The following is a 19,144-nucleotide window of genomic DNA, read 5'->3' as shown; positions in this document are numbered from 1 at the left end:
CCACACTCCTTAAGGCAAATTATTCTTCGCTGAACAAATCGCCGCCGTGCATGTCGATCATTTCCAACGCTTTACCGCCACCGCGTGCAACGCAGGTCAGCGGATCTTCTGCGACCACAACCGGAATTCCGGTTTCTTCCATCAGCAGACGATCGAGGTTACGCAGCAGGGCGCCACCACCGGTCAGGACCATGCCGCGTTCGGAGATGTCAGATGCCAGTTCTGGCGGACACTGTTCCAGAGCAACCATCACGGCGCTGACGATGCCGGTCAGCGGCTCCTGAAGGGCTTCCAGAATCTCGTTAGAGTTTAAGGTAAAGCCGCGCGGCACTCCTTCAGCGAGGTTACGGCCACGGACTTCAATTTCACGCACTTCGTCGCCCGGATAAGCAGAGCCGATTTCGTGCTTAATACGCTCAGCGGTAGCTTCACCAATCAGCGAACCGTAGTTACGGCGCACATAATTAATAATAGCCTCATCAAAGCGATCGCCACCAATACGTACGGAAGAGGAATAAACCACCCCGTTAAGAGAGATCACGGCGACTTCAGTCGTACCGCCACCGATATCCACCACCATCGAGCCAGTCGCTTCAGAAACGGGCAGGCCTGCGCCAATGGCGGCAGCCATCGGCTCTTCAATCAGGAACACTTCACGCGCGCCTGCACCCTGTGCGGATTCACGAATAGCACGGCGTTCCACCTGAGTAGCGCCTACCGGCACACAGACCAGCACGCGCGGACTTGGGCGCATGAAGCTGTTGCTGTGAACCTGCTTAATAAAGTGCTGCAACATTTTTTCGGTGACAAAAAAGTCGGCAATTACGCCGTCCTTCATTGGCCGGATAGCGGCGATATTACCGGGGGTACGCCCCAGCATCTGCTTTGCATCATGACCGACTGCCGCAACGCTCTTAGGGGAACCGGCACGATCCTGACGGATGGCAACGACGGAAGGCTCGTTCAACACGATACCCTGCCCTTTCACGTAAATCAGGGTATTGGCGGTACCCAGGTCGATGGACAAGTCGTTAGAAAACATGCCACGGAATTTTTTAAACATACTAAAGGATAATCCTGCAAGCTGGGGGCGAAAAATAAAATCCGCTTACTTTACCAACCACACGAAGCAGCGGCAAGGCGCAAAAACGTTCTACTTCGGTGAAAAATCACGCTATCCGGCGCCAGCGTCGCGCCAGTTAAACCGCGTTACAAACCAGCCAGCATTAAGGCCAAACGCGAAGCGCTGAGAGCCGACGGACGACTATTACGTACATAAAATTTAACATTTCTGGGTCACTGGCTGACCAGTAGCCCAATGCCGGCACCACAGCCGCGCGGCTATTCTACGTGAAATCCAGCATAACGGCAGATTAAACTTGATATCTTTGCGAATATTTTTTCATGCTGGTATTAAGCGGTTGTGAGGACGCGATAAAATCGCCCTGACCGCCCGCCACACCTAGGTCCATAAGGATTTGCCACTCCGATCGACTACGGACGCCAGCGGCAAAAACCTGGGTAGAAGTCCTGGTACAACTCTCCAGCAAACTCCTGACAAAAAGCTGATTCTCCGTGCGGCGCTCAATATTTCTCACCAGCGCGGGGTGAAGCTTGATCAGTTCCACCTCAAGCTGGCGGATATAGGCGGTGCTCACTACCGTTAATCCAGCCTGATTGATGGCGATTCGACAGCCAAATCCCTTAAGCAAACGAAAAGCATTACCCAAACGGCTGATGTGTTGACACACATCAGCTTCAGCAAGTTCAAATAAAATGTGGTTTCTTTGAAATTTAGTGCATTGCAGCAACATATCCCTGAGCCAAATCTGGAAAGGACGCTGCAATAGCGCGTCGACGGTCAGCGGAACGGCCAGCGTCTCCTCAGGCCAGATCGGCAGCAGGGCCAGAATTCGGCTGACCAGTCGGCGATCGTAACCTTCAGCCATACCCATCTGCTGAATAAAAGGCAGGTACTCTGCGGCCAGCAGCTCTTTTTCGCCATCAAAAATCCGCGGCATCATTTCCCGATGATGGACGCGGCCTTCCCTGGTCACCGCCGGTTTCTGATAGAGCCTTGGGCCGCCACGGTGCAGCGTATGCTCCAGCAGCGTTCGCCATTTCACGCTACCGCGAGCAAGTTCCTGCTGCGGGGCTTCCCCCACCGACCAGTTATTGCCTCCCAGCAGCGCCGCATGACGCGTCGCCAGCTCAACATTCTCCATCACCTGCTGCGTTGCCTGCCCGCTGTGCCAGGCGCTGATGCCAATGTGGATCATATCTTCCCGATCCAGCATCCGCGTGGGCGGCAGCGCATCCACGGCGGTGATCAGCTGGGAGGCGATACTGTCGGCATCTTTCAGGCTGCGGTGAGGAAGGAGTACGGCAAAATCGCTGCGGAAATAGCGCGCCAGCAAAGCGCCGGGATAGCGCATCACGAAGGTTGACAGCAAATTGACCATCGCAAACAGATAGTCTTTGGTCTGGTTATGCCCCCAGTTGTCCCGCAGCGTGTCGAAATCGGGCAGGCGGATCATCATCACCATGCCGTGTGAACCGCCGGTGTCGTTCTCTTCCAGCATGGTCGCCAGTTGATTATCAAAGAACAGCCGGTTATTCAGGCCGGTTTTCGCATCCTGTGCGGTAAAAGTGCGGATCAGCGTATCAATCCGGATGCGCTGTTCTCCAGCTTCATGCAGATCGGCCAACAGCAAATCAATGGCGCTGCTGGCTTTGGGGGGCCACTCAAGCACGGTTCCAGGCTTAACCGTGCTTCTTTCGCCCTTAATCACTTTGCCCGCTCTGGATTCGAGACGCTCCATCCCCTCCAACTGACGGTACAGCCAGCGATGGGTCATAAAAAGGATAATGGCGAGCATGGCGACGACCACGATCACCACGCTGAGAATGGAGGCGCCAATAAAGGATTGCACCCAGGTCTTGGTCGAGTCGACCCACTGAATTTGCAGCGAATAGCCGGGATGATTTTGCAAAGGGAGGATCGTTTCACGGTACTGGTTCGGCTCATCATTCAGCACCGGCCCCTGATAATGTACGACGGTAAGCTGCGGCTGATTATCCTTAATCAGTTCCGTGCGGACAACTTGCAGCGGCCCCATAACATTGCGTAGCCATTGAGAAATCTGCTCCGGTGATTCCGTTATCAGCGCCGTGTCCACTTCTTCCGCCATCAGTTCCAGGCGGTTTTCGGATCGCTGCATACTGAGGTAAAAAAAACTGACAATGCAGCCCACCAGCATCAGTAACATTGCCAGTGCGCTAAAAAGGGTGATCATTGTAGAAAGCTTGGTGGTTAATCGCATCCCTGTGCCCATTCTGTGGTTTGAGAACCGCCGTCGCGAGCTCAACCAGTGCCGTTAAAAATGGTTGTATCTTTTCCGCCCAGAAAACAGGCTGCCGCTGAAAATACCACATCCTGCCTGACGTTTACTTGTCGGATCTCAGAATAGTCACCATTATCGGGAGTATAGTTGTCAGTCACTTTACCTCTCAATTTGCTGACTTCACTTTCAGGAGATTCTCATGCAAGCGTTGGTTCTTGAACAAGCAGAAGGTAAGACCGTAGCCGCCATCAGGCAACTCTCTTCCGACGATCTTCCCGCTGGCAGCGTTACCGTCGATATCGACTGGTCAAGCCTGAACTATAAGGATGCGCTGGCCATTACCGGCAAAGGAAAAATTATCCGTCAGTTCCCAATGGTGCCGGGCATCGACTTTGCCGGTAAGGTACACCACAGCGAAGACCCCCGCTTCCACTCCGGGCAAGCGGTGTTGCTCACCGGTTGGGGAGTGGGCGAAAATCACTGGGGCGGCCTTGCAGAGCAGGCGCGGGTGGACGCTGACTGGCTGGTGTCCATGCCGGAAGGGCTGGACGGGCGCAAAGCGATGATCGTCGGCACCGCTGGTTTCACCGCGATGCTTTGCGTGATGGCGCTCGAAGAAGGCGGCATTACGCCGGAGAGCGGCGAAATTTTGGTGACCGGAGCGAGCGGCGGCGTAGGCAGTACCGCCGTTGCGCTGCTTAGCGCGCTGGGCTATCACGTTGTTGCCGTGAGCGGACGACAATCAACCCATGACTACCTCCGGCAGCTTGGCGCAAAAGAGATTCTCTCCCGCGATGCGTTCAGCGGTGAGCCACGGCCGCTGGATAAACAGCGCTGGGCTGGCGCTGTAGATACCGCCGGTGACAAGGTATTAGCCAACGTGTTGGCACAAATGCATTACTCAGGCGTGGTTGCCGCCTGCGGGCTGGCGGCAGGCTTTGCCTTGCCTACCACCGTCATGCCTTTTATATTGCGCAACGTGCGCCTGCAGGGCGTTGATTCCGTCAGTACGCCATCGGCGCGCCGGGCAGAAGCCTGGAAACGCGTGGTAAAAACGCTGCCTGCTTCCTTTTATCAACAGGCCGCGTTGGAGATCTCTCTCGCAGAAGCGCCGTCAAGCGCAGCCCGGCTGCTCAATAACGAGATCCAGGGGCGAACGCTGGTAAAAATCCGCTAGTCCTCCTCCCTTCCTTCCTGGAGGAAGGGGGTCTTTCTTCCAGGAAATTTCATATTTTCCGGCCTTAACTCGCAGAAAAGTGAGTCAGTAGTCATGCTGAAGGGAAGAGAAGAAAGAGCCTGTGGAGGCCGCCTGATGAAACCCTTTGATAAACTCACTGAAAACGATGTCACTCCCGAAAGCATTTTTAATACCCGCCGTCGCGATATGCTAAAAACGCTTGGCATCAGCGCAGCAGCCCTGGCGCTGCCCTCCGTGGCCCATGCCGATGTCCTTTCCTGGTTCAAAGGCAACGATCGCCCCAAAGCGCCGTCAGGCAAGCCGCTTGACTTCAGCAAGCCTGCCAAATATCAGGCTGATTTGACCCTGACGCCGGAAGATAAAGTGACCGGCTACAACAATTTCTACGAATTTGGTCTGGATAAAGCCGATCCTGCTGCTAACGCCGGGACGTTAAAAACGACGGACTGGAAGATCGAAATCGGTGGAGAAGTTGCCAAACCGATGACGCTGTCGATGGATGACATTTTTAAGCGCTTCCCGCTGGAACAGCGTATTTATCGTATGCGCTGCGTTGAGGCCTGGTCGATGGTAGTACCGTGGGTAGGTTTTGAACTGGGCAAGCTGCTGAAGGCGGCTGAGCCCACCAGCAATGCACGCTACGTGGCGTTTCAGACGGTCTATGCGCCCGATGAAATGCCGGGACAGAAAGACCGCTTTATCGGCGGAGGGATTGATTATCCCTATGTTGAAGGCCTGCGTCTTGATGAAGCGATGCACCCTCTGACCCTGCTGACGACCGGCGTATACGGTAAGGCTCTGCCACCGCAGAACGGCGCGCCAATTCGCCTGACCGTGCCGTGGAAATACGGCTTCAAAGGCATTAAATCGATTGTCAAAATCACGCTGGCGAAAGATATGCCGCCAACGACCTGGAATCTGCTGGCGTCTAACGAATATGGTTTTTACGGTAACGTGAATCCGCATGTCGACCACCCCCGCTGGTCACAGGCAACCGAACGCTTTATCGGGTCCGGCGGCATTCTCGACGTTAAGCGCCAGCCGACGCTGCTGTTTAACGGCTATGCTGAACAGGTAGCCTCGCTCTATCGTGGCCTGGACCTTCGGGAGAACTTCTAGTGGTACGCTTAAGCGCCAGGCAAATTACCTGGCTGAAGGTTGCCCTGCATCTGGCGGGCTTTTTGCCGCTGCTGTGGCTGTTGCTGTCGATAGATCAGGGCTGGTTCAGCGCCGATCCGGCAAAAGATATACAGCATTTTACCGGCAGAATGGCGCTTAAATTCCTGCTCGGCACGCTGCTGGTCACGCCGCTGGCGCGCTACGGCAAACAACCACTGTTGATTCGCGTGCGCCGCCTGCTGGGCCTGTGGTGTTTTGCCTGGGCGACGCTACATCTGGTCAGCTACTCCGTGCTGGAGCTGGGTATCAGCAATCTCGGCCTGCTCGGCTCGGAACTGATCTCGCGTCCTTATCTGACGTTAGGCATCATCAGTTGGCTGGTATTGCTGGCGCTGGCGCTGACCTCCTTCCAGAGAGCACAGCGCAGGTTGGGAAGACGCTGGCAAACCTTACATAACGGCGTCTATCTGGTGCTGATCCTTGCTCCCATACACTATCTGTGGTCGGTGAAGACTTTCTCTCCCCAACCGTGGATTTACGCGCTAATTGCGGCGATCTTGCTGGTATGGCGCTACAAAAAATTTCGCCAGTGGCTACGCTGAATCACCGCCAGGAGTGTGTCCTGCCCCACAACTCCGACAGTAAATCACCTGCCCGTTTGGCCAGGTGGTTGATAATCTTCGCTGATAAGACCAGTATTTAGCTGCTAATTGCCACGAAATCGTTATAATGCCCGACCTCATACTGGCAGAAAGGCCAAATTTCACCAGGAAGGGTGACAAATGGCTTTTCGCGTTGTATTTTGTGCGATGCCTCAATTATCGCAGGAGATAGCAGCAAGATGACTGATAAGTTTCACATACTGCTCTTGAACGGTCCCAATCTGAATCTTCTCGGCACGCGTGAGCCGGAAAAGTACGGAAGTACGACCCTGGCAGAAATCGTCAGCGATCTTAGCTCGCAGGCTGATGCGCTTAACGTGCAGCTGAGCCATCTTCAGTCCAATGCGGAACATGCGTTAATTGACCGCATTCATGAAGCAAAAGGCAATGTCGATTACATCGTTATTAACCCGGCGGCATTCACTCACACCAGCGTTGCGCTTCGGGATGCTTTGTTAGCCGTAAGTATCCCATTCATTGAAGTTCACCTGTCGAATGTGCATGCTCGCGAGCCTTTCCGCCACCATTCTTATCTTTCTGATATTGCTGCCGGCGTAATCTGTGGACTTGGTGTCGACGGTTATTCCTGGGCTTTACAGACGGCGGTTAAACGCCTGTCACAATCTAATTAAACAGAGTACGGAACCACACTCATGGATATTCGTAAGATTAAAAAACTGATCGAACTGGTTGAAGAATCGGGCATCGCTGAACTGGAAATTTCTGAAGGTGAAGAGTCCGTTCGCATCAGTCGTGCGCCTGCCAACCCTGGCTACCCAATGATGCAGCACTATGCCGCGCCTATGATGCAGCAGCAGCAGCCAGCCCTGGCTAACGCCGTTGCGCCGGCTACCGCACCGGTAATGGAAGCCCCGGCTGCCGCAGAGATCAGTGGTCACATCGTACGTTCACCGATGGTTGGCACCTTCTACCGCACGCCAAGCCCGGACGCTAAGGCGTTTGTGGAAGTGGGGCAGAAAGTGAATGCTGGTGACACTCTGTGCATCGTTGAAGCGATGAAAATGATGAACCAGATCGAAGCCGATAAATCCGGCGTTGTGAAAGCGATTCTGGTCGAAAGCGGTCAACCCGTTGAATTTGACGAACCGCTGGTAGTCATCGAATAACGAGGCGAACCATGCTGGATAAAATTGTAATAGCTAACCGTGGTGAAATCGCGCTGCGCATTCTGCGTGCGTGTAAAGAGCTGGGCATCAAAACTGTCGCCGTTCATTCCACCGCGGACCGCGATTTGAAACATGTGCTGCTGGCAGATGAAACCGTCTGTATCGGTCCTGCCCAGTCAGTGAAAAGCTACCTGAACATTCCTGCCCTGATCTCTGCTGCCGAGATCACTGGCGCCGTCGCCATTCATCCAGGCTACGGCTTCCTGTCCGAAAATGCGGATTTTGCCGAGCAGGTAGAGCGTTCCGGTTTCATCTTCATCGGTCCTAAAGCCGAAACGATTCGCCTGATGGGTGACAAAGTTTCCGCTATCAACGCGATGAAAAAAGCAGGCGTCCCCTGCGTACCGGGATCGGATGGCCCGCTTGGCGATGACATGGAGAAAAACCGTGCCTTCGGCAAGCAGATCGGCTACCCGGTGATTATCAAAGCTTCCGGCGGCGGCGGCGGTCGTGGTATGCGCGTTGTGCGCAGCGAAAAAGATCTGGAACAGTCCATCAATATGACCCGTGCGGAAGCCAAAGCGGCTTTCAACAACGATATGGTCTATATGGAAAAGTACCTGGAAAATCCACGCCACATCGAAATTCAGGTGCTGGCTGACGGCCAGGGCCACGCGATCTATCTCGCCGAGCGCGACTGCTCCATGCAGCGCCGCCATCAGAAAGTGGTCGAGGAAGCGCCAGCGCCGGGGATCACCGCAGAGATGCGTCGCTTTATCGGCGATCGCTGCTCTAAAGCCTGTATCGAAATTGGCTACCGTGGCGCAGGCACCTTCGAGTTCCTGTATGAAAACGGTGAGTTCTACTTCATTGAAATGAACACCCGTATCCAGGTTGAACATCCGGTTACCGAGATGATCACTGGCGTGGATCTGATCAAAGAGCAGCTGCGTATCGCTGCCGGTCAGCCTCTGTCGATCAAACAGGAAGATGTGGTAATCCGTGGCCATGCGGTTGAATGCCGTATCAACGCCGAAGATCCGAACACCTTCCTGCCAAGTCCTGGCAAGATCACCCGTTTCCACGCGCCCGGCGGCTTTGGCGTGCGCTGGGAGTCGCATATCTACGCTGGTTATACCGTGCCGCCGTACTACGACTCGATGATTGGTAAACTGATCGCTTACGGCGAAACCCGTGAAGTAGCTATCGCCCGCATGAGAAATGCGCTGGCGGAGCTGATCATCGACGGCATCAAGGTCAACGTTGAGCTGCAGATGAAGATCATGTCCGACGAGAACTTCCAGCACGGTGGCACCAATATCCACTATCTGGAGAAGAAACTCGGCCTGCAGGAAACCTGATCGGGCTGACGTCTGAAAAAAGGCCGGTCTGACCGGCCTTTTTCTTTGGTTTTTTAGCTGAGGTAGTAGATGGATAACCGTTTCGTTCAGGCTCATCGCGAGGCCGGCTGGTCATTCTGGCTGGCCGTCGCCTATCTTGCGGCCTGGTCGCTGGTGCCCTTGCTGGCGGATGATAAGCAGGGCATTACCGGCCTGCCGCACTGGTTTGAGTTAGCCTGCCTGCTGGTTCCAGCGCTGTTTATTGTGCTCTGCTGGCTGATGATCAGGCTGGTATTTCGTGATATCTCTCTGGAAGATGAACAGTGAAGCTTGAAATCATCCTGCCCCTGATTGCCTATCTGCTGCTGGTTGCCGGCCTCTCGGTGTATGCCATGCGTCAGCGCAGCGAAGGCAATTTTTTGACCGAATATTTCCTTGGTAGCCGCTCAATGGGAGGCTTCGTGCTGGCCATGACGCTGACGACCACCTATATCAGCGCCAGCTCCTTTATTGGTGGCCCGGGCGCCGCCTACAAGTACGGCCTTGGCTGGGTCCTGCTGTCAATGGTGCAGGTGCCTGCCGTCTGGCTCTCACTCGGCATCCTGGGCAAGAAATTCGCTATCCTCGCGAGGCGTTATAACGCCGTCACGCTGAACGACACCCTGTACGCCCGCTATCGCAGCCCGCTGCTGGTGTGGTTCGCCAGCCTCAGCCTGCTGATTGCGTTTATCGGCGCGATGACCGTGCAGTTTATTGGCGGAGCGCGCCTGTTAGAAACGGCTGCGGGCATTCCCTACGACACGGGCCTGCTGATTTTTGGCGGCACAATCGCGCTGTATACCGCATTTGGCGGCTTCAGGGCCAGCGTGCTGAATGATGCCATGCAGGGGCTGGTGATGCTGGCAGGCACGTTCCTGCTGCTGTTTGCGGTGATCCATGCCGCTGGCGGGATGCACAGCGCGGTACATAAACTTCAGCAAATTGACCCGCAGCTGGTATCGCCTGAAGGCGTTGATAATATTCTCAGCCCGACCTTCCTTGCCTCATTCTCGGTGCTGGTCTGCTTTGGCGTTATTGGCCTGCCGCATACCGCCGTGCGCTGCATCTCGTACAAAGACAGCAAGGCCGTCCACCGGGGGATCGTGCTGGGAACCATCGTGGTGACGGTCCTGATGTTTGGTATGCACCTGGCTGGCGCGCTTGGCCGGGCGGTGATGCCGGATCTGGCCATTCCCGACCAGGTGATCCCAACGCTGATGATCCGCGTTCTTCCGCCTGTCGCCGCCGGGATTTTCCTTGCCGCGCCGATGGCGGCGATCATGTCGACGATCAATGCCCAGCTTCTGCAATCATCGGCGACCATCGTCAAAGATCTCTTTTTACGGCTGCGTCCTCAGCACATGGATAACGAGCCTTTATTGAAGAAGATGTCCGGGGCGATCACCCTGATACTTGGGCTGCTGCTGCTGCTGGCCGCATGGAATCCGCCGGAGATGATTATCTGGCTGAACCTGCTGGCCTTCGGCGGCCTTGAGGCGGTTTTCCTCTGGCCGCTGGTGCTGGGGCTATACTGGGAAAAAGCCAACGCCACTGGCGCGCTTAGCAGTATGATTATCGGCGCCGGTTGCTATACCCTGCTGGCCAGCCTTTCGCTACAGCCGTGGGGCTTCCACCCGATTGTGCCGTCGCTACTTCTTAGCCTGATTGCTTTTGCGATCGGTAATCGTTTTGGCCATGACGCTGCCCCGGCAGCGCAGGCCGTCCCCCCTGTTTGAATAAAGAGAATTGCCATGCCCTGGATACAGATGAAAATTAATACCACCGGCGCCCAGGCTGAAGAGCTGGGCGATGCGCTGATCGAGAACGGGGCTGTCTCGGTCACGTTCCAGGATACGCACGACAATCCGGTTTTCGAACCTCTGCCCGGCGAAACGTTGCTATGGGGAGATACCGATGCCATCGGTTTATTCGATGCCGAAACGGATATGGCGCTGGTCATTGCTGGCCTGGAAGCTTGTCCCCTGCTGGGTAGCGGCTTTGCGCATAAAATCGAACAGATTGAGGATAAAGACTGGGAACGTGAGTGGATGGATAACTTCCACCCGATGCGCTTTGGTCAACGCTTGTGGATCTGTCCAAGCTGGCGCGACGTGCCGGACCCTAATGCCGTCAACGTTATGCTGGACCCCGGTCTGGCCTTTGGCACCGGCACGCACCCTACTACCTCACTTTGTCTGAGCTGGCTTGACGGGTTGGATCTGGAAGGCAAAACGGTGATCGATTTTGGCTGCGGCTCCGGGATCCTGGCCATTGCCGCACTGAAGCTGGGTGCCGCCAGCGCCATTGGGATCGACATCGATCCGCAGGCGATCCAGGCCAGTCGCGATAACGCGCAGCGTAATGGCGTTTCGGACCGTCTTTCGCTCTATCTGCCGCATGAGCAGCCCGAAAACCTGAGCGCCGACGTGGTTGTTGCCAATATCCTCGCTGGCCCGCTGCGCGAGCTTGCGCCTTTGATCGGCGTGCTGCCAGTCAAAGGGGGTCATCTCGGCCTGTCCGGCGTGCTGGCAAGCCAGGCAGAAAGCGTGTGTGAAGCCTATCAGGCGCTGTTTACGCTCGATGCGGTGGCGGAGAAAGAAGAGTGGTGCAGGATCACCGGCGTTAAGCTTTAGAAACGTCGTGTTGCCAGCGCCCAGGGTCAGCAAAAATAACCGGCCGGTGCAGCCCATTAACGGCTGCATAATCGTAAGCTAACCTTTCAGCCGCCTGAAAGGTGGGATCGTCTGGTTTTAGGAATTTCATCCGCCGCATGTCCCGTAAATCGGGGTATGCGGTGTCTTTTATCCGGTCAGAAAGCCCATAAAAAAAGAAAAAAATTAGTTTGTATTTTAATCGACTTTCATTAATCAATTGAAAAACAACAACAAAAAAAGACAGTCTAAAAGACTTGCCACTTAACATTGATCTTCCGCAGTGAATTGTTCAAAGTTTGTCCTTTCATCTTCTTCGAAAAATGCGTAATATACGCCGCCTTGTGGATACACTATGGTCACTTTTTTTTCATGCGCATTGGAAACCACCAGCTTCGTAATCGTTTGATTGCAGCACCAATGGCCGGAATAACCGACAGGCCTTTCCGGACCCTGTGTTATGCAATGGGCGCTGGTATGACCGTTTCCGAGATGTTGTCGTCTAACCCTGAAGTCTGGGCCACCGACAAATCCCGGTTGCGTATGGTTCACAGTGAAGAGCCCGGTATCCGTACCGTGCAAATTGCCGGTTGTGACCCTCATGAGATGGCTGAAGCCGCACGCATCAATGCTACATCTGGCGCGCAGGTGATTGACATCAACATGGGATGTCCGGCTAAAAAGGTGAATCGCAAGCTGGCAGGCTCGGCCCTGCTGCAACATCCGGAGCTGGTGAAGTCTATCCTCTCTGCGGTGGTGAATGCGGTGGACGTTCCCGTCACGCTGAAGATTCGCACCGGCTGGGATCCAGACAACCGGAATTGTGTTGAGATTGCCCAATTGGCTGAGCGCTGCGGTATTCAGGCCCTGACCATTCACGGACGCACTCGCGCGTGTTTGTTCAACGGCGAAGCTGAATATGACAGCATTCGGACAGTTAAGCAGAATGTTTCCATTCCCGTTATCGCGAATGGCGACATCACTGACCCGCATAAAGCCAGAGCCGTACTTGACTATACGGGGGCTGATGCCCTGATGATAGGACGTGCGGCTCAGGGAAGACCGTGGATCTTCCGGGAAATCCAGTATTATCTGGACACTGGGGAGCTGCTGGCACCGATGCCATTGGCTGAAGTTAAGCGCTTGCTCATCGGGCACCTACGGGAACTGCACGACTTTTATGGTCATCGCAAGGGATACCGTATTGCCCGGAAGCACGTCTCCTGGTATCTCCAGGAGCATGCCCCAAACGACCAGTTTCGGCGCACATTCAACGCCATAGAGGATGCCAGCGAACAGCTGGAGGCGTTGGAAGCATACTTCGAAAAACTTGCCTAATAGAAATAAAGAGCTGACAGAACTATGTTCGAACAACGCGTAAATTCTGACGTACTGACCGTTTCAACCGTTAACTCACAGGATCAGGTGACGCAAAAGCCACTGCGTGATTCGGTCAAACAGGCACTGAAGAACTATTTTGCTCAACTGAATGGTCAGGACGTCAATGACCTGTATGAGCTGGTTTTGGCTGAAGTAGAACAGCCTTTGTTGGACATGGTGATGCAATACACCCGTGGCAACCAGACCCGTGCGGCCCTGATGATGGGCATCAACCGTGGCACTCTGCGTAAGAAACTGAAAAAATACGGCATGAACTAAGTTTCGGTTCATTGTGATGAAGGCGCTACCCTATCGATAGCGCCTTTTTTATTGCCTTACAGGGCCAGAATTGTCTTGATCGTGTAAAATATCAACGTCTGCTTCAACTTCCTGTCGATAATGTTGTCAGATCCTATGTACCGCTGCTGATTAACGTCTCTATGCGCTACATACCCCATGCACGCTTAAAGAGAGAATTATGAAGTCTTCACCCCGATTCACCCGCAGCTTAATGCACCCACGTTACTGGTTAACCTGGGCCGGACTGGGACTTCTGTTTTTGCTGGTTCAGATGCCCTTCCCGCTTCTGCAAAAGCTGGGCACATGGATGGGCCGGACCTCTATGCGGTTTTTGAAACGCCGCATCCGTATTACTCGCCGGAATCTTGAGCTCTGCTTCCCGGAGATGCCTGCCGATCAGCGCGAAATGCGCATCGTGAAAAATTTTGAGTCACTGGGTATGGGCCTGCTGGAAACGGGCATGGCCTGGTTCTGGTCGGATCGCCGGGTGAAACGTTGGTTTACCGTTAACGGGCTGCACAACCTGAAAGCGGCACAGGAACAAGGACGTGGCGCTCTGATCATCGGCGTCCATTTCATGTCTCTGGAGCTGGGGGGACGGGCGATGGGCCTGTGCCAGCCGATGATGGCCATGTACCGTCCCCACAACAACAAGCTTATGGAGTGGGTGCAAACCAAAGGCCGTATGCGCTCCAACAAAGCGATGATTAACCGCCGCGACCTGCGAGGAATGGTGCAGGCGCTGAAGCAGGGAGAGGCCGTCTGGTTCGCTCCCGATCAGGACTATGGCCCCAAAGGCAGCGTGTTTGCGCCACTGTTTGCCGTACCCCAGGCCGCAACAACCAGCGGCACCTGGATGATTGCCCGCATGGCTAAGCCCGCAATGATCACCGTGGTGCTAATTCGTAATGAAGACGGCAGCGGCTACGAGCTGGTCATCCAGCCGGAACTCAAAGACTATCCTATCGGCGATGAGCAGCTGGCCGCGGCCTACATGAACAAGGTGATCGAGCGTGAAATCATGCGGGCGCCGAATCAGTATATGTGGCTCCACCGTCGTTTTAAGACCCGCCCAACCGGTGCTAACTCTCTTTATTAATTCCTGCCCTCTCCTTTTCTGAAGCCAGCTCACATTTTTGGGAGCTGGCCGCGCCCGTTTCATTACATATCCATAACATAATCTGCGCTTTTGCTCACATTGCTTTCATATAGTGAAACACCTTGCACCGTTTGTGACCAATCCATCTATTTTTGCCCCCCTGTAGTGCGCGACATTAGGCAAACTTTCAAAGTGCTACTAATTATTAGCAACCCTTTCCAACAAATTCAGGGCTCTGCAATTTTGGCATTACCTTTGCAGTGTCGTGGATGGCTCAGGCCACAGACAGGAAAAGTGCACCACAGCGTGCGTTAAACATAAAAATGATTTCGCCACACAGGATGCTTTATGAAAAAAATGATGCTCTCCACTTTGGTTGCCGCTGCAGCGCTGTTTGCCGTTGCAAATCAGGCACATGCCGGCGCCACCCTGGATGCCATTAAAAAGAAAGGCTTTGTTCAATGCGGTATCAGTGATGGCTTGCCTGGCTTCTCCTTTGCCGATGCCAGCGGCAAGTTCAGTGGCATTGATGTGGACGTGTGTCGTGCGGCAGCGGCGGCCGTGTTTGGCGATGCCACCAAGGTAAAATATACCCCGCTGACGGCAAAAGAGCGTTTCACCGCGCTACAGTCAGGCGAAGTGGACATTCTGTCTCGTAACACCACCTGGACCTCTGCGCGCGATGGCGGCATGGGCTTTATCTTCGCTGGCGTGAACTACTACGACGGCATCGGTTTCCTGACTCACCAGAAAGCCGGGCTGAAAAGCGCTAAAGAGCTGGATGGCGCAACCGTTTGTATCCAGGCCGGTACTGATACCGAACTGAACGTAGCGGACTACTTCAAAGCTAACAATATGCAGTACACCCCGGTAACCTTCGACCGTTCTGACGAATCCGCGAAAGCGCTGGATACCGGCCGTTGCGATACCCTGGCTTCCGACCAGTCACAGCTGTACGCGCTGCGCATCAAACTGGGCAAACCTGACGAATTCATCGTGCTGCCAGAAGTGATCTCTAAAGAGCCGCTGGGGCCAGTGGTGCGTCGTGGCGATGATGACTGGTTTACCATCGTGAAATGGTCCCTGTTCGCCATGCTGAATGCCGAAGAGATGGGTATCACCTCTAAGAACGTTGATCAGATGGCGGCTAAGCCAACCACTCCTGATATGGCTCACCTGCTGGGCGCCGAGGGTGATTTTGGTAAAGACCTCAAGCTCGACAACAAGTGGGCGTATAACATCGTTAAGCAGGTTGGCAACTATCAGGAAGTCTTTGACCGTAACGTCGGTAAAGACAGCCAGCTGAAAATTGCTCGTGGTCAGAACGCCCTCTGGAACAAAGGCGGCATCCAGTACGCTCCGCCAGTACGTTAATTCCCACCGTTAACAGGGCACCGGCCTGCCGGTGCCTTCGCCAGAATTTTCGTCACTGAGGTTTCAACATGTCTCAACGCCCAACCGTAAAAAGGGATTTTTCATTCAGCAATCCTGCGGTGCGCGCCTGGCTGTACCAGATCATTGCGATTGTCGCTGTTTTAGCCGTGGCGGGGTATCTGATCCACAATACCGTCATCAACCTGGCAAGCCGCGGCATTACTTCCGGTTTTGGTTTCCTTGAACGTAGCGCTGGCTTTGGTATCGTTCAGCATCTGATCGAGTACACAGAGGGGGATACTTACGCTCGCGTGTTTCTCGTCGGCCTGACCAACACGCTGTTGGTTTCTGCTCTTTGTATCGTTTTCGCGTCTTTCCTGGGCTTTTTCATCGGCCTGGCGCGTTTGTCAGACAACTGGCTACTGCGAAAAATCTCCAATATCTATATCGAAACGTTCCGTAATATCCCCCCGTTACTACAGATCTTCTTCTGGTACTTCGCGGTGTTACGCAATCTGCCAGGCCCACGCCAGGCAGTGAACGCCTTTGATTTAGCGTTTGTCAGTAACCGGGGGCTCTATATTCCCTGGCCGCAGTACGCTGCCGGTACCTGGCCATTTATCATTGCTATTGCCCTGGCCGTACTGGGAATGGTCGCGCTGTTTCGCTATAACCGAGCCTACCAGCTGAAAACGGGTCAGCTCCGCCGGACCTGGCCTGCCGCCCTCGCGATGCTGATCGTCTTTCCGCTCATTGCCCAGATGGGGTTTGGTGCGGCTATGCACTGGGATGTCCCTGAGCTTCGTGGCTTTAACTTCCGCGGAGGCTTTGCCCTGATCCCCGAACTGGCGGCGTTAACCCTGGCACTGTCGATCTATACGTCGTCTTTCATTGCTGAAGTTATCCGTTCCGGTATCCAGTCGGTTCCGCACGGACAGCACGAAGCCGCACGTTCGTTGGGCTTGCCAAATCCGGTCACGCTGCGTCAGGTTATCATTCCGCAGGCCATGCGCGTCATCATCCCACCGTTAACCAGCCAGTACCTGAATATCGTGAAAAACTCATCGCTCGCCGCAGCGATTGGCTACCCCGATATGGTGTCGCTGTTCGCCGGGACGGTACTGAACCAGACCGGTCAGGCAATAGAGACCATCGCTATTACGATGGGTGTCTATCTGATCATCAGCCTGCTGATTTCGCTGTTAATGAATATCTATAACCGCAAAATCCGCCTGATTGAGCGTTAAGAGAACGGGATCACTATGACTTTAGCTACTCACGAAACGCCGCCCGTGCCGACGACTGCCTTTTCACGTACCGTCAGTTGGGTAAGAAAAAATCTGTTCTCCAGCTGGGGGAACTCGCTGCTGACCCTGTTCTGTCTCTGGGTCATCTGGACGGTTATTCCCCCTGCGCTAAATTGGCTGGTCTTCCAGGCTAACTGGATTGGCACAACGCGAGCGGATTGCACTAAAGAGGGTGCCTGCTGGGTGTTTATCCACGCACGCTTCGGCCAGTTTATGTATGGCCTTTACCCGCACGAGCTGCGCTGGCGCATCAATCTGGCGCTGGTTGTTGGCCTGCTATCCATTTTGCCGATGTTCCTGAAAAGTATGCCTCGCCGTGGGCTGTATATCGCCGTTTGGGCCGTGGCCTATCCGGTGATTGTCTGGCTGCTGCTGTATGGGGGATTCTTTGGGCTGGAGCGGGTTGAGACCCGTCAGTGGGGCGGTCTGACTCTGACGCTGATTATCGCCTCTGTCGGCATTGCCGGTGCGTTGCCTCTGGGCATTTTACTGGCCCTGGGACGGCGTTCAACCCTGCCGGTCGTACGCTCACTGTCGATCATATTTATTGAGTTCTGGCGTGGCGTCCCGCTGATCACCGTGCTGTTCATGTCTTCGGTCATGCTGCCGCTGTTTATGTCTGAAGGCAGCAGTATTGATAAACTGATCCGCGCGCTGGTTGGGGTCATTCTCTTCCAGTCAGCCTATGTCGCTGAAGTGGTAAGGGGTGGGCTCCAGGCCCTGCCAAAAGGTCAGTATGAAGCCGCCGAATCGCTGGCGCTGGGTTACTGGAAGACGCAGGCGCTGGTTATCCTACCGCAGGCGTTAAAGCTGGTTATTCCGGGGCTGGTGAACACCATCATTGCCCTGTTTAAGGATACCAGCCTGGTGATCATCATCGGCCTGTTTGACCTGTTCAGCAGCGTACAGCAAGCAACGGTTGACCCTACCTGGTTAGGGATGTCAACAGAAGGCTATGTCTTTGCCGCGCTGGTTTACTGGATTTTCTGTTTTAGCATGTCGCGCTATAGCCAGTATCTGGAGAAGCGTTTTCACACCGGGCGTACACCGCACTGAGGCTTAAAATGACCCAAACTATGATCCAATCCGACGACGCGATGATGATTACGCTCGAGAACGTGAATAAATGGTACGGACAGTTCCACGTACTGAAAGATATCAATCTGCACGTAAAACCTCGCGAGCGCATCGTGCTTTGTGGCCCTTCCGGGTCAGGTAAATCGACAACTATCCGCTGCATCAATCACCTTGAAGAGCACCAGCAGGGCCGGATCGTGGTCGACGGCATTCACCTGAATGACGACCTGCGTAATATTGAGCGCGTACGGACTGAAGTGGGCATGGTTTTTCAACACTTTAACCTGTTCCCCCATCTGACCGTGCTGCAAAACTGCACGCTGGCCCCCGTCTGGGTGCGTAAAACGCCGAAGAAGGAAGCTGAAGCGCTGGCGATGCATTATCTTGATCGAGTTCGCATTGCTGAACATGCGCACAAATTCCCCGGTCAGCTCTCCGGCGGCCAGCAGCAGCGAGTGGCGATTGCCCGCTCGCTGTGCATGAAACCTAAAATCATGCTGTTTGATGAGCCAACTTCCGCGCTGGACCCGGAAATGGTGAAAGAGGTGCTGGATACCATGATAGGTCTGGCAGAAGATGGCATGACCATGCTATGCGTCACGCACGAGATGGGCTTTGCCCGTACGGTAGCGGACCGGGTGATCTTCATGGATCGTGGGGAGATCGTTGAGCAGGCACCGCCACAAGAGTTCTTCTCTAATCCGAAATCAGAACGTACCCGTGCCTTCCTTTCTCAAGTTATCCATTGATGTGAGTTAATTGATAACAACCTGTAGCAAGGTCAAGCCCCGGTGAGTAACCGGGGCTTTTTTATTACCAAAGGAAAATACGCTTACTGCGCTGAACATGCCGAAGATCTCGCGACATATCAGTCCAGACGCTGAGCATCCTGTGGATTCAGGAGGCTTTAAACGCAAAAAGGCCACCCTTCCGGGTGGCCTTCTTACTTGTTTGATGCCTGGCAGTTGATGAACTCACGTTCACCCTCCGGGCCGTTGCTCTGCAACGTTCAGACTGCACCTCCCGGTTTGTCTGTCCTACTCTCTGAGAGTAGCGAACTGCCCCGGATAACCCGTTACTGCTTTCCGGGGATTCGGAATGACCTGTACGCAAAAAGGCCACCCTTC

At 54.4% G+C, this 19,144-nt stretch carries 19 protein-coding genes; 16 read left to right on the top strand and 3 right to left on the bottom strand.

Features of this window, described 5'->3' with window-relative positions:
* Positions 1-19: 19 nt before the first annotated feature.
* Positions 20-1,063 carry a rod shape-determining protein MreB gene (gene mreB / locus NG99_RS07415; RefSeq protein ID WP_003855260.1) on the bottom strand — a complete coding sequence of 348 codons (1,044 nt, stop codon included), beginning with the start codon at positions 1,061-1,063 and terminating at the stop codon, positions 20-22.
* 310 nt (positions 1,064-1,373) lie between these two features.
* Positions 1,374-3,323, bottom strand: a complete 1,950-nt coding sequence (gene csrD, locus NG99_RS07410) for an RNase E specificity factor CsrD (RefSeq protein WP_034890343.1) — start codon at positions 3,321-3,323, stop codon at positions 1,374-1,376.
* Positions 3,324-3,543: 220 nt separating this feature from the next.
* On the opposite strand from csrD, the gene acuI reads away from it, so the two are divergent.
* From acuI to prmA, 9 genes are all read left to right on the top strand, one after another.
* Positions 3,544-4,521 carry an acrylyl-CoA reductase (NADPH) gene (gene acuI / locus NG99_RS07405; RefSeq protein ID WP_034890341.1) on the top strand — a complete coding sequence of 326 codons (978 nt, stop codon included), beginning with the start codon at positions 3,544-3,546 and terminating at the stop codon, positions 4,519-4,521.
* Positions 4,522-4,656: 135 nt separating this feature from the next.
* Positions 4,657-5,661: a protein-methionine-sulfoxide reductase catalytic subunit MsrP gene (gene msrP, locus NG99_RS07400; protein WP_034890340.1), complete on the top strand. Its 1,005-nt coding sequence runs from the start codon at positions 4,657-4,659 to the stop codon at positions 5,659-5,661.
* Positions 5,661-6,263, top strand: a complete 603-nt coding sequence (gene msrQ / locus NG99_RS07395) for a protein-methionine-sulfoxide reductase heme-binding subunit MsrQ (protein ID WP_034890338.1) — start codon at positions 5,661-5,663, stop codon at positions 6,261-6,263. The genes msrP and msrQ overlap by 1 nt, the downstream gene beginning before the upstream one ends.
* 239 nt (positions 6,264-6,502) lie before the next feature.
* Complete coding sequence (gene aroQ / locus NG99_RS07390; RefSeq protein WP_034890336.1) at positions 6,503-6,955, top strand: type II 3-dehydroquinate dehydratase; 453 nt, start codon at positions 6,503-6,505, stop codon at positions 6,953-6,955.
* A gap of 21 nt (positions 6,956-6,976) precedes the next feature.
* Positions 6,977-7,450 (top strand): acetyl-CoA carboxylase biotin carboxyl carrier protein, encoded by a 474-nt coding sequence (gene accB / locus NG99_RS07385; protein WP_034890335.1) that lies wholly within the window; start codon positions 6,977-6,979, stop codon positions 7,448-7,450.
* Positions 7,451-7,461: 11 nt separating this feature from the next.
* Positions 7,462-8,811: an acetyl-CoA carboxylase biotin carboxylase subunit gene (accC, locus tag NG99_RS07380; RefSeq protein ID WP_034890333.1), complete on the top strand. Its 1,350-nt coding sequence runs from the start codon at positions 7,462-7,464 to the stop codon at positions 8,809-8,811.
* A gap of 69 nt (positions 8,812-8,880) precedes the next feature.
* Positions 8,881-9,117: a YhdT family protein gene (locus tag NG99_RS07375; protein ID WP_034890330.1), complete on the top strand. Its 237-nt coding sequence runs from the start codon at positions 8,881-8,883 to the stop codon at positions 9,115-9,117.
* On the top strand, positions 9,114-10,565 hold the full coding sequence (gene panF / locus NG99_RS07370) for a sodium/pantothenate symporter (protein WP_034890328.1): 1,452 nt from the start codon (positions 9,114-9,116) through the stop codon (positions 10,563-10,565). The genes NG99_RS07375 and panF overlap by 4 nt, the downstream gene beginning before the upstream one ends.
* 15 nt (positions 10,566-10,580) lie before the next feature.
* Positions 10,581-11,462 (top strand): 50S ribosomal protein L11 methyltransferase, encoded by an 882-nt coding sequence (gene prmA / locus NG99_RS07365; protein ID WP_034890325.1) that lies wholly within the window; start codon positions 10,581-10,583, stop codon positions 11,460-11,462.
* Here prmA and NG99_RS07360 read toward each other — a convergent pair.
* Positions 11,452-11,751, bottom strand: coding sequence for a hypothetical protein (locus NG99_RS07360; RefSeq protein WP_034890322.1), 300 nt, complete (start codon positions 11,749-11,751; stop codon positions 11,452-11,454). The two genes, prmA and NG99_RS07360, sit on opposite strands and share 11 nt — an antisense overlap.
* A 101-nt stretch (positions 11,752-11,852) precedes the next feature.
* Between NG99_RS07360 and dusB the strand changes: the two genes are divergently transcribed.
* From dusB to NG99_RS07325, 7 genes are all read left to right on the top strand, one after another.
* Complete coding sequence (gene dusB / locus NG99_RS07355) at positions 11,853-12,818, top strand: tRNA dihydrouridine synthase DusB (protein WP_034891030.1); 966 nt, start codon at positions 11,853-11,855, stop codon at positions 12,816-12,818.
* A gap of 24 nt (positions 12,819-12,842) precedes the next feature.
* On the top strand, positions 12,843-13,139 hold the full coding sequence (gene fis / locus NG99_RS07350; RefSeq protein WP_000462905.1) for a DNA-binding transcriptional regulator Fis: 297 nt from the start codon (positions 12,843-12,845) through the stop codon (positions 13,137-13,139).
* Positions 13,140-13,338: 199 nt separating this feature from the next.
* On the top strand, positions 13,339-14,259 hold the full coding sequence (gene lpxP, locus NG99_RS07345; RefSeq protein ID WP_034890310.1) for a kdo(2)-lipid IV(A) palmitoleoyltransferase: 921 nt from the start codon (positions 13,339-13,341) through the stop codon (positions 14,257-14,259).
* A gap of 348 nt (positions 14,260-14,607) precedes the next feature.
* The gene (locus tag NG99_RS07340; protein WP_034890308.1) at positions 14,608-15,633 is read left to right on the top strand and encodes an amino acid ABC transporter substrate-binding protein; all 1,026 of its coding nucleotides are present in this window, start codon (positions 14,608-14,610) and stop codon (positions 15,631-15,633) included.
* 68 nt (positions 15,634-15,701) lie between these two features.
* Positions 15,702-16,880, top strand: a complete 1,179-nt coding sequence (locus NG99_RS07335; RefSeq protein ID WP_034890305.1) for an amino acid ABC transporter permease — start codon at positions 15,702-15,704, stop codon at positions 16,878-16,880.
* 15 nt (positions 16,881-16,895) lie between these two features.
* Positions 16,896-17,996, top strand: coding sequence for an amino acid ABC transporter permease (locus tag NG99_RS07330; protein WP_034890302.1), 1,101 nt, complete (start codon positions 16,896-16,898; stop codon positions 17,994-17,996).
* 8 nt (positions 17,997-18,004) lie between these two features.
* On the top strand, positions 18,005-18,766 hold the full coding sequence (locus NG99_RS07325; RefSeq protein ID WP_034890299.1) for an amino acid ABC transporter ATP-binding protein: 762 nt from the start codon (positions 18,005-18,007) through the stop codon (positions 18,764-18,766).
* The last annotated feature ends 378 nt before the right edge of the window (positions 18,767-19,144 follow it).

The sequence above is a fragment of the Erwinia typographi genome (genome assembly GCF_000773975.1).
GTDB classification, from domain to species: domain Bacteria; phylum Pseudomonadota; class Gammaproteobacteria; order Enterobacterales; family Enterobacteriaceae; genus Erwinia; species Erwinia typographi.
Note: the sequence above shows the minus strand (reverse complement) of the source record. Positions and strands in the feature narration are given on the sequence as shown.

What these genes read in the sequence shown, in the direction of transcription:
- fis (WP_000462905.1), top strand. Translation starts at nt 12,843, where the DNA reads ATGTTCGAACAACGCGTAAATTCTGACGTACTGACCGTTTCAACCGTT.
- csrD (WP_034890343.1), bottom strand. Translation starts at nt 3,323, where the DNA reads ATGCGATTAACCACCAAGCTTTCTACAATGATCACCCTTTTTAGCGCA.
- mreB (WP_003855260.1), bottom strand. Translation starts at nt 1,063, where the DNA reads ATGTTTAAAAAATTCCGTGGCATGTTTTCTAACGACTTGTCCATCGAC.
- accB (WP_034890335.1), top strand. Translation starts at nt 6,977, where the DNA reads ATGGATATTCGTAAGATTAAAAAACTGATCGAACTGGTTGAAGAATCG.
- NG99_RS07325 (WP_034890299.1), top strand. Translation starts at nt 18,005, where the DNA reads ATGACCCAAACTATGATCCAATCCGACGACGCGATGATGATTACGCTC.
- NG99_RS07375 (WP_034890330.1), top strand. Translation starts at nt 8,881, where the DNA reads ATGGATAACCGTTTCGTTCAGGCTCATCGCGAGGCCGGCTGGTCATTC.
- msrP (WP_034890340.1), top strand. Translation starts at nt 4,657, where the DNA reads ATGAAACCCTTTGATAAACTCACTGAAAACGATGTCACTCCCGAAAGC.
- acuI (WP_034890341.1), top strand. Translation starts at nt 3,544, where the DNA reads ATGCAAGCGTTGGTTCTTGAACAAGCAGAAGGTAAGACCGTAGCCGCC.
- NG99_RS07340 (WP_034890308.1), top strand. Translation starts at nt 14,608, where the DNA reads ATGAAAAAAATGATGCTCTCCACTTTGGTTGCCGCTGCAGCGCTGTTT.
- NG99_RS07330 (WP_034890302.1), top strand. Translation starts at nt 16,896, where the DNA reads ATGACTTTAGCTACTCACGAAACGCCGCCCGTGCCGACGACTGCCTTT.
- lpxP (WP_034890310.1), top strand. Translation starts at nt 13,339, where the DNA reads ATGAAGTCTTCACCCCGATTCACCCGCAGCTTAATGCACCCACGTTAC.
- dusB (WP_034891030.1), top strand. Translation starts at nt 11,853, where the DNA reads ATGCGCATTGGAAACCACCAGCTTCGTAATCGTTTGATTGCAGCACCA.
- aroQ (WP_034890336.1), top strand. Translation starts at nt 6,503, where the DNA reads ATGACTGATAAGTTTCACATACTGCTCTTGAACGGTCCCAATCTGAAT.
- NG99_RS07360 (WP_034890322.1), bottom strand. Translation starts at nt 11,751, where the DNA reads ATGTTAAGTGGCAAGTCTTTTAGACTGTCTTTTTTTGTTGTTGTTTTT.
- accC (WP_034890333.1), top strand. Translation starts at nt 7,462, where the DNA reads ATGCTGGATAAAATTGTAATAGCTAACCGTGGTGAAATCGCGCTGCGC.
- NG99_RS07335 (WP_034890305.1), top strand. Translation starts at nt 15,702, where the DNA reads ATGTCTCAACGCCCAACCGTAAAAAGGGATTTTTCATTCAGCAATCCT.
- prmA (WP_034890325.1), top strand. Translation starts at nt 10,581, where the DNA reads ATGCCCTGGATACAGATGAAAATTAATACCACCGGCGCCCAGGCTGAA.